General features: G+C 41.8%; 8 protein-coding genes and 1 pseudogene. All 9 read right to left on the bottom strand.

Translation table 11 applies throughout. The features are described from left to right. On the bottom strand, nucleotides 1-3,633 hold a 3,633-nt coding region (gene polC, locus BUB11_RS22185; RefSeq protein WP_073032343.1), incomplete at its 3' end, for a DNA polymerase III subunit alpha. A gap of 559 nt (nucleotides 3,634-4,192) precedes the next feature. After that, nucleotides 4,193-4,693, bottom strand: a complete 501-nt coding sequence (locus tag BUB11_RS22175) for a Uma2 family endonuclease (RefSeq protein WP_345788597.1) — start codon at nucleotides 4,691-4,693, stop codon at nucleotides 4,193-4,195. Nucleotides 4,694-4,929: 236 nt separating this feature from the next. Beyond that, a complete protein-coding gene (locus BUB11_RS22170) occupies nucleotides 4,930-5,508 on the bottom strand; it encodes a rhomboid family intramembrane serine protease (RefSeq protein ID WP_073032339.1) in 579 nt (192 codons plus the stop codon). A gap of 331 nt (nucleotides 5,509-5,839) precedes the next feature. Then, nucleotides 5,840-6,046, bottom strand: a complete 207-nt coding sequence (locus BUB11_RS22165) for a hypothetical protein (protein ID WP_143187692.1) — start codon at nucleotides 6,044-6,046, stop codon at nucleotides 5,840-5,842. Nucleotides 6,047-6,346: 300 nt separating this feature from the next. Continuing rightward, nucleotides 6,347-6,829: a GNAT family N-acetyltransferase gene (locus BUB11_RS22160; RefSeq protein ID WP_073032335.1), complete on the bottom strand. Its 483-nt coding sequence runs from the start codon at nucleotides 6,827-6,829 to the stop codon at nucleotides 6,347-6,349. Nucleotides 6,830-6,866: 37 nt separating this feature from the next. Further along, a complete protein-coding gene (locus BUB11_RS22155) occupies nucleotides 6,867-7,352 on the bottom strand; it encodes a GNAT family N-acetyltransferase (RefSeq protein WP_073032333.1) in 486 nt (161 codons plus the stop codon). 251 nt (nucleotides 7,353-7,603) lie between these two features. Next, nucleotides 7,604-7,741, bottom strand: a complete 138-nt coding sequence (locus BUB11_RS29140; RefSeq protein ID WP_242947665.1) for a hypothetical protein — start codon at nucleotides 7,739-7,741, stop codon at nucleotides 7,604-7,606. Between the two features lie 23 nt (nucleotides 7,742-7,764). Further along, a pseudogene (locus BUB11_RS29135) lies at nucleotides 7,765-8,067 on the bottom strand (ATP-binding protein); the annotation flags it as partial. Nucleotides 8,068-8,411: 344 nt separating this feature from the next. Further along, entirely contained in the window at nucleotides 8,412-9,932 is a 1,521-nt protein-coding gene (locus BUB11_RS22135) for a polysaccharide deacetylase family protein (protein ID WP_073032331.1), read from the bottom strand. Nucleotides 9,933-9,985: the final 53 nt, after the last annotated feature.

The following is a 9,985-nucleotide window of genomic DNA, read 5'->3' as shown; positions in this document are numbered from 1 at the left end:
AATATCATCCCGAGTACACACCGCTTCACTGAGGGTCACGGTTCCCGCATCGATTAAGTCCTTGGCATTTCCCAGCCAGACATCCGTACCATGGGAAAGTCCGGATATACAGATTAGATCCGTGAAGGCTTTGGGCCTGGTATCTAAAAGCATTCCTCTGACGAACTTCGTGCCAAACTCAGGAATTCCAAAGGTTCCGACCTTAGAATTGATCTGCTCCGGGGTTACCTCTAAGGCTTCGGTGGAGGAGAAGATGGACATGGTCTCCTGATCATCCATGGGTATGGTTAGCGGGTCCACGCCGGTGATATCCTGAAGCATTCGGATGACCGTCGGGTCGTCATGACCCAGGATGTCCAGCTTTAAGAGGTTGGAATCAATGGAGTGATAATCAAAATGGGTGGTTATAATATCCGAATTGGAGTCATCGGCAGGATGTTGCACGGGGCAAAATTCAAAGATTTCTCGTCCCTTCGGCACGACAATGATTCCTCCCGGGTGCTGCCCTGAGGTTCTTTTGATCCCGGTGCAGCCTTTGGAGACTCTCAGCGTTTCTGCCTTGTTTACGGTACGGCTTTTTTCCTCATAATACTTTTTCACGTAGCCGAAGGCTGTTTTTTCGGCAATCGTACCGATGGTTCCGGCCTTAAAGGTTGTACCCTTACCAAAGATGACCTCTGTATATTTATGGGCCTTGGCCTGATATTCTCCTGAGAAATTCAAGTCAATATCCGGCTCTTTATCCCCATTGAAGCCTAAGAAGGTCTCGAAGGGGATATCGATGCCATCCTTGGCCAACTTTTCTCCGCAAACCGGACACACCTTATCCGGCAAGTCAAAGCCGATTTTAACCCCATAATCGGAGAAATCCGAATACCGGCAGCTGGAACACCGGTAATGGGCCTGCAGGGCATTGACTTCCGTAATCCCGGTCATATAAGCCACCACCGAGGAACCTACCGATCCTCGAGAACCCACCAGATAGCCATCCTCATTGGATTTCCAGACCAGCTTTTGAGCGATGATATACATGACAGAGAAGCCATTTTTGATGATGGAATCCAGCTCTCTGTCCAGCCTTTGCTGAACAATTTCCGGCAAAGGGTCTCCATAGAGGGCATAGGCCTTCTCATAGGTAATATCTTTAATGGTCTGCTCGCAGCCTTCAATATGCGGCGGGCACTTCTCCGCCGAAATAGGACTGATCTGCTGGCACATATCGGCCACCAAATTGGTGTTGGTCACCACCACCTCATAGGCTTTTGTCGCTCCTAAATAGGAAAATTCCTCCAGCATCTCCTCGGTTGTTTTCAAATATAAGGGGGCCTGATTATCCGCATCCTTAAAGCCTTGACCCGCTTCCAGGATTCGCCTGTAAATCTCATCTTCCGGATCCAGGAAGTGAACATCCCCGGTGGCGACCACAGGCTTGTTTAATTTTTTACCCAGAGCCACAATTTTGCGGTTAATTTCCATTAAATAGTCTTTGTCTGGCACCTGCTCTGTTCTGACCAAATAATCATTGTTCCCGAGAGGCTGAATTTCCAGATAATCGTAGTCCTTAGCAATGGCCTCAATTTCCTCATTGGATTTTCCAAGCAAGATGGCCTGGTAAAGCTCGCCTTCACTGCAGGCACTGCCTATGATTAAGCCTTCAGAGTATTTTTTATAAAGGCTTTTTAAGATCCGCGGTTTTTTATAAAAATAATCTAAGTGGGAATAGGAAACCAGCTTATATAAATTCTTTAATCCCACATAGTCCTTGGCTAAGATAATGGCATGATAGGTTTTAAGTTTCTTATACTCCACGCTCTTAGCGTCTGCATCGGAGCCATAGAGATCGATATCCTCAAGGGTTTCCGCTCCCCGTTGTTTTAGTTTTTCCAGCATAACCTTAAAAACTTTAACCGTGGTATCCACATCATCTAAGGCCCTGTGAGCTACCTCCACCTTGAAGCCCAGGTTCTTAGCGATTCTTCCTAATTTATAGGTCTTGTAATCCGGAAAGAGCTCCTTGGCCAAGGACAAGGTATCCAAATAGGTGTAATCAAAGTCACAGCCTAAAACCCGGGCATTATGCTTTAAGAAACCCAAATCAAATTCAGCATTATGGGCCACCAACACGCTTCCCTCTATAAATTCCAGCAGTTTAGGAAAGACCTGGTCTATGGTTTCGGCATCTTTTACCATATCATCGGTGATGTTGGTAACCTCTACAACCCTAGCTGGAATGGGCTTTTTCGGATTAACAAAGCAGCTGAATTCGTCGATGACCTTTCCATCTTTTAGTTTCATAATTCCTATTTCTGTGATTTTTTCCGTTACAGCTGAAAAGCCGGTAGTCTCCAAGTCCAACACGCAATAGGTAGTATCAATACTCTGGCCCTTGGCGTTAGTTACCGAGGACTTTTTATCCGGAGCCAAATAGGCTTCCACTCCATAGATAACCTTCATGTCCGGATTTTCCCGTCCTAAGAGCTTATGGGCCTCAGGAAAAGACTGCACTACGCCATGATCCGTAATGGCAATGGATTTCATACCCCAGCTCATCGCTCTTTTAATTAGATCCGTGGCACTGGTCATGGCATCCATCTGACTCATCTGGGTATGCATGTGCAGCTCGACCCGCTTCTCCTCTGCCCTATCCAGACGTTGAGCCTTCCTCATGCCTGCTGTTTCTACAATGGTATTGGCAATAAGCTCGATTTCCCCGGAAAACTGGCTAAAGCCGGCATTTCCAGCCAGCTTGACACCCTTAGCCTTTTTAAGCCTGGGTACTATCTCACCATCTTCACCGGGCTTAATGAAGGCCTTACAGGTCATGGAACTCGTGCCGTCATATAAATCAAAGGAAATTAAGGTTTTGCCGCTTCTTAATTCCTTGGCTTCGATATTGGATAGTTCACCCTGGATAGCTATCCTGCCCTCATCCGGTGTGATGTCCGTAATTTTAATGACCTTGTCCTTGATAGTCGCGTTTCTGCCTAAGATCAAGGAAGGATCGCCTTTTTTTCCGTCCTTTTCTCCTTTAATTTCCGGCTTTATTGGCCCAGCTTCCTTAGGGAATTCAGAGGTATATTGGCTTGGTGTGGCCACTTCCCTTTGAAGAAGCATAGTTTCCTTTTCTTGTGTATCTTCTTGCAGCCTTTTTAATTCTTCACTGCTTACATTATCCACAAAATTGATTTGATAGGTGGCGTCGCAGAGATTTTTTATGTCCTCTTGAATCTTTTTATCGTAACCCCTCGCTTTTAATAAGTAGGATACTGCCATTTTAAACGTAAACTTAATCGAATGATTTTGAGCTATTTCATAGTCACAAGTTTTGAGTGCCCCTTTTAAGACCGGATGTTTGTCGGCCAACGATGACAAAATACTTTCCAGCACCTCTTCTAAGGGCTTTCTATGGGTTCCCTCAGTGTAAACGACGGTGATGAACGAATCGTTTAAGGCTAATCGTTCCCTTATAAACTGATTTAGTGATTCAATCTCACTGAGTTCAATATGTTTATCAGAGCTGATTTCCATCTCCAGGGTTTTCGTACTTTTAGTTAAGACCACTGCTTGTACAATAGCAGTATTAAGGTTACCCTCTGCTTCATAATCGCTAAAAATTTCACTTATTTTTTTCATGTACTTCGTCAGTCTCTCCTAAAAATTTTTCCGGTTTAGACACACACACACACACGAAGACACTGTCTTCGCACGTACTAGGCTTTCCAAAAAGACACTGTCTTCGCACGTGATAAGCCTTCCTCAAAGACACTGTCTTCGCACGTGTTAACCTTCCAGCAAGACATGTCTTCGCACGAATTAGCATTCCAGAGAGTATACATTAAAGTTATACTTTCCGATTAGTAAAAAATAGACCGACTTGGTTTTAAATCTTGTCTTATCTAATCTTATCATCAATGACCTGCCTCTGAAAAGGAAATTTTTCAGAGACGGTCTTTTTAGAATGAGATATTCTTGAAGTTCTTCGCCCAACTTTTCAATGACAGCTTGTTGTCCGCTTTGTTCCGATGATCTGAGGGATTTTATCGAGAATAAGTTTATTGTAGGCCAGTAGGCGACCTAAGCACATAAAAAAAGCATCCAACCTGTCCTCAAGATTCTTAAAACCTTGCTTTGACATAGCTTGAATGCCCATTGAATTTTTCAAATCGATCCACAACCGAAATTAGCTTACAGATCATTTAAATAACTCTTCAAGATTAATACTAAATCCCTTCAAAATCTCTGAATGGGCTATCCCTGTTTCCTTCAATACCTCTACCTGGTGATACTGCCCTTCCTCATTTAAACCATAGATTTGTACAGTATTTAAAAGAGGATTAACAATCCAATATTCTTTAACCCCATATTGCATATATAAGTTAAGTTTCTTAACGAGATCATGCGCTTGATTTGCAGGAGATATAATTTCAAAGATAATTTCAGGTGAACCAACATATTTATTTTCGCCAAGTTTCGTCTTATCACAGATAACTGATAAATCCGGAATGACCACCTTGATTTTTTCAGTTTGATCCCTTTGGTCATCATCAGCTGTCCTAAGCTCAATGTCAAAGGGTGCCGGGAAAACTTCGCATTCCTTTCCTTCAAGGAAATTAAATAATTTTGCATGTAATCTACTGGAAATCCGCTGATGCTTCGTCGAAGGAGGTTGAGTCATATACACAATCCCATCAATGTATTCTTATCTACTCTCGGAATTTTCCTTGAGTTTATTATATTCAGCGATTGTAATGACTTGAGGTTCATTTAGGCTCACTCATAAACACCCCTCATCAACAAAGATTGATGTTTTTCCATATTATAACACAATCAACCTACACATTCTATCGATCTCCTCGTTAACACTTCATGCTGAGCATGCTTGATGGCCTGAACAATGAACAAACTTTTGAAATTCGTTCTGAGCTAGAATTAAAAGTTTATTAATCTACGTCTGCGTGGAAGACCAAAAGCGGCACCGCAGATTCCTCCTAGAATATGAGATATATGAGCTATTCCATCTTTCGATCCAACACTTAATATCTCGCCCCCAAGATAAATAATTATAACCAATATGAGGGTGAGTGGGATTTTCCCATCCTTCATGCCTGCAACTGATGATAAGACTATCATCATAAATACAATACCACTTGCACCTAGTAATACAGTACTCGAAAATAAAATAACATGAAATAATCCAGACACCACCGCAGTGATCGCAATCATTATTAAAAAAGATTGCGATTTATATTTTTCTTCAAGTATGGGACCTAACACCAGAAATAATACCATATTGCTGGAGTAATGGCTCCAATCCGCATGGCCAAGCACATGACCAAACAATCTGAAGTAAGTCAAAGGATCGGTCCAAGATGATCGATAGACACCAAAAAGCAAATTTGTAGTTAGTCCGTCTGTTATATAGCCTAACAACAATATAACTAGGGAAACAAACGTAAATGTCAGGGTTACCGGTGAATTATATTGGAGTTTTCCCCAAAATTCTTTCATATATTTCGCCCCTTCCTTATTCAATAACAATATTTTTTTCAGTTTTTAAGTCGATTCAGATCAAGTATAAACCTATTTGGTGGCAAAAAATACACTCAGGATAAGGACTTAAAGAGAACCTAAGAGAGGCAGGCCAAAAAGATATGCCTGAATCTTTTTTATCTTCCTTCAGCCTTTCCATAGGTGAGCTGGTTGAATATTTTACAATCTATGGGTATAATATAGAAAAAGGACTGACGTGTTGCAATCACGCCAGCCCGGCAGATTGTCTAATCGAGGGTTAGCCCGAATTGGAGTTATAAGAAATAACCGCAGTCCTTGCTAGGGGCGGTTATTTCTTCTTTATGATCATAACAACGAGTGATGCAAATGCAATCATGAGATACATCGCCTCAACCATTAAGATCATCCTACCACTCCCTTTCTGAAGGGTGTGGCTAACCGTCCCTCGACAACCTGTTGCAAGTATTATAGCATAATCTTCCAGACAAAAAGATGAAACTTGTCCCTGACTATCACAGAGTTCAGGCCGCCTCATAAAACGAGGCGGCCTGATTTGTTCCTGAGCCAAAGGTTAAACTTGAAGGACTCTGTTCCTCACAGCGATGCATATAGTGAAACGGAAATATATGATACCAATCAATTTGTTCTGGACACACCAAATTCAGACGGATATCTTTCCTTTCGCTTATAGGGGATAACTATTCTGATATGCCCCCCGGTGCCGTGCTTTGTTGTGGTATCGCCAGGGATGATTCAGCCCGCAAATAACAAAAGCGCACATACATCTCTGATATTGCGTATACAGGCAACATTAAACCAGCACCTGCGGGCAGGTTCAAAAATAGTTGGGAATTGAGTCTATCGAACAATTTAAGAGTTCATTCCAGCTAACATCATTGCAATAAACCATGCAGACGCTTTTTTCGTATCTTTGAAATTTTAAAGGCAATATTTTAAAGTTAAATCTTTTATAGAATTCAGGATTTATATCTGAAAACAAAAAAATAAAGGAATCTTCTTTTTCTTTTAGTATGCAGTTTTTTAACAATTCCGTCGCATAACCTTTGCCGGCGTGAATTTTTGGTGTTAATACAGACCCTATGCCATATGCTCTTTTTCCAACAATATCCTTAAGCTTTAATATTATCAGAGAGCTTACAATTTCGTTATTATCATCTATGACATACCTTGTACCATACACATCTTCCTTGGCATTATCGATACAATATTGTTCAAATGTCCTGTTTTTGCTCCACTCCTTATAACCCTCACTGAATATAAAATTTATCTCTTGAGGCAGCGCCTGTCTGAAAATCATGTTAGTCTCCTTTTTAAGTTTTCCATATGGAATGATACTACAATTCAATATAGTAAACGATAATGTTCTCATAGTTTCCGTTGCCAAGCAAATAACCCTTCGGGATGACTCCTAATCTATGAAATCCCATTTGCTCATAAAGATGAATTGCTCCGGCATTAGTACTGACCACCGCATTAAATTGCAATAGCAAGAAACCGGATTCTCGCGCCACTTTCATGGAGTGACGCACCAGCTTTTCTCCAATATGATATCCTCGATAATTTTCACTAACAGCATAAGAGGCATTAGCAATATGTCCGCATCTTCCTATGTTGTTGGGGTGTAAAATGTACACCCCCAAAACTTGATTCTCCACTGTTGCTACTCCAGTAAAGGTTTGAGAGTCAAAAAGAATTTTGGCCCCCTCTTCACTAAGTTGTTCTATTTGGGGAAATGCATTGGCTTCTTGAACGACATGATTCCAAATTTTCACCATTGAAGGTATATCGGTATCCTGATATTTTCGTAGGACTACTTCCATTTCCAAACTCTCCTTTGTGCATGAAGGATTATTATTCCCTCATACAATTGTTCCTCTTCAAATGCCTTTATCCCTTCTTTTTTTGCTTTTTACAATGATAAATTTCAAAGGAGGCTGAATAAAGAAACTGATTTAATCACCTACTCGCAGGCTGGTAGTAATAAATAGTAATCTCGTTGTGTTAATCACGGCCATGACCACGGAAGAGGTTAAATAAAATGACGCCCCCATCCAGGGGCGTTATTTTGGTGTCAATTCAGAATGCATCGTTCAATATAATCTGTAGAAACTTCACCCCTGAGGTAAAAGGGATTGCTGAGCACTTTCAAATGAAAGGAAATAGTTGTTAAGACGCCTTCGATTCTAAACTTCCTTAAGGCCTTTTCCATTTTTCCGATAGCCATCTGCCGGGTTCTCCCGCGGCCGAACGAATTTGTTCTTTCACGATATCAATTCCAGTGACCATTTCTGTAACCGGGTGCTCTACCTGGATTCTGGTGTTCATCTCCATAAAGTAGAAATTATGATCCTTATCCAGCAAAAATTCTACCGTTCCAACGCTCGAATAATTCACTGACTTGGCTGCTTGAACCGCCGTTAATCCCATCTTCGCTCTCAATTCCGGTGAGATTACACTGGAAGGTGCTTCTTCCAGTAATTTCTGATGGCGTCGTTGCAGCGAGCAATCCCGCTCCCCCAAATGCACAATATTCCCCAAAAGCTCTGGTTTGATTCGTTTCCTGTTCATTTTTCCAGTATTCCACTATGACCGACGGACCCCGATGAACGATTTCTCCGACCTCGCCTTTGCCCAGAATATTCCCTTCTTCATCCATGATCTCTGTATCGATGATCAAACTGGACTCGCCCCAATAAGGTCCGAGCTTTACTAACTGATATTCCGGCTCAACATTGCTCTTACCTCCTTTGAATCATATTACGAATAGAACTATTTACAATAAAATATCACAAACCTATTCAAGAAAGTTAATGCAATATGGAATATTATGTCATCAACTTTTCTCACTCGCTAATCACCTAAATCTCCTTACAAAAAAGTTAGGGCCCAGCCATTAACGGAGGCCGAACTGGGTCTAAGACAGACTTGGCATCAAAAAGATTCTTCAGAATTGCTTCCTGATTATACAGTGCAATCCCATCAATATGCCTCCGGTCCATCATCACATAGTCGGTAGTAGCTTTCAGATAGGGAGTGGGTCCCACCGAACAGAGAATATTGAATCCTTGATCAAGCAGGAACTGGAATTTAGGATTCCCAGGCAACACCGAGCTGCCAAATGGATAAACATAGATATTGGTTGGGCCGATTAGGGATTCCACTTCTTCTTTCCAGCGCAATGTGTCTTTCTCCAGACTTTGATAAGACTCCGCCCGGGCATCCAGATGGCTGTATCCATGCGAGGCAAACGTCCAGCCGGTTTCTTTAAGCCGTTTAATTATGGTTAAGGCAGTCTGCCGTTCTTCCGAATAGGAAGGGGAATCCAATTTATTGGTATTGTAACCCAATATCCCGTAATAACCTGTCAAGGCCAAAATTCCCTTGGCTCCCTGGAAGGAAAAGTCGGGATGTTCGGCGACAAAGGCATCGATAATCGGGATAATCTCATTGTCATGGGAGACGACTTTTTCTCCGCTTGGAGATACGGAATAAGTCGCCACATTGCCCTCAGAATCGAGAATCAGTTTGCTGATCGTCCCATTGGTTGATTTGTAATCCGGATAATTAACATCATCAACAGATAAGATGAGCGGTTTCTTGTTGGGAGGAAGCTTTAGCTCTTTCCTCACCAAGACCGTTTTCCCGTCCTCTGCTTTTTCTTCATATAAAGCATTTGCGTTGACCAAAATATAATTGTTGGCATAAATCTGGTCGAGAATCTTTTTAAATTCACTTACAGTCACAAAATACTGATTAAATCCATTGGAATCCGCATCCCCATCGAAAGTCAGGGACGGATAAGCCAGCAGCGGATGGAAAAAAATATGCTCAATCGGTCCCTTATAAGAAATCAAACTTTTCTCTGCTACCTGCAATTCCCGATACTTTTGAAGATCGCTTTGTATTTGTGCATCATCAGGGTAATAAGCTGACATATCCGTCAGGAGTCTTATGGCTTCCTGTTGATTACCCTGTTTGCTTAAGCTCCCTGCTTTATCCAGATAATAAGAGTACATTTCCGTAGTGGATTTCTTGATCTGGTCCTGGGCAGTTAGGTAATCCGCTTCATTTATTGAGGTTATTCTTTTATAGAGTTCTATAGCCTGAAAATAATCCTTATCGGCATAGGCTGTATTCGCCATAAGATAACTCTCCCGTTCAGCCTCAAGTTGGGCCGCACGCGCCGCATCTTCAATTTGCTGATCCTTTATGGCTTGTTGGCGCTCTTGCTCCTGTAATTGCTGAGCATGCAGTTCTGTCTGGGAACGGATTTGTCTCTGTGTTTCGTATTGGTTATACATGATTGGTACAGTAAAACCTGTTATGAGAACAAATCCAAGAAAGGCTATAATAATTGTCTTATGTGCGGAAAGATTCAGGTTTGTTTGCAAGATGATCATTCCTTTCGCTCATAATTACTGCTATATTTCTCTATATTAGTGTAAAATTCGCC

It is taken from the genome of Desulfosporosinus lacus DSM 15449, from assembly GCF_900129935.1.
GTDB classification, from domain to species: Bacteria; Bacillota; Desulfitobacteriia; order Desulfitobacteriales; family Desulfitobacteriaceae; genus Desulfosporosinus; species Desulfosporosinus lacus.
This window is presented reverse-complemented; position numbering and strand designations above follow the sequence as displayed.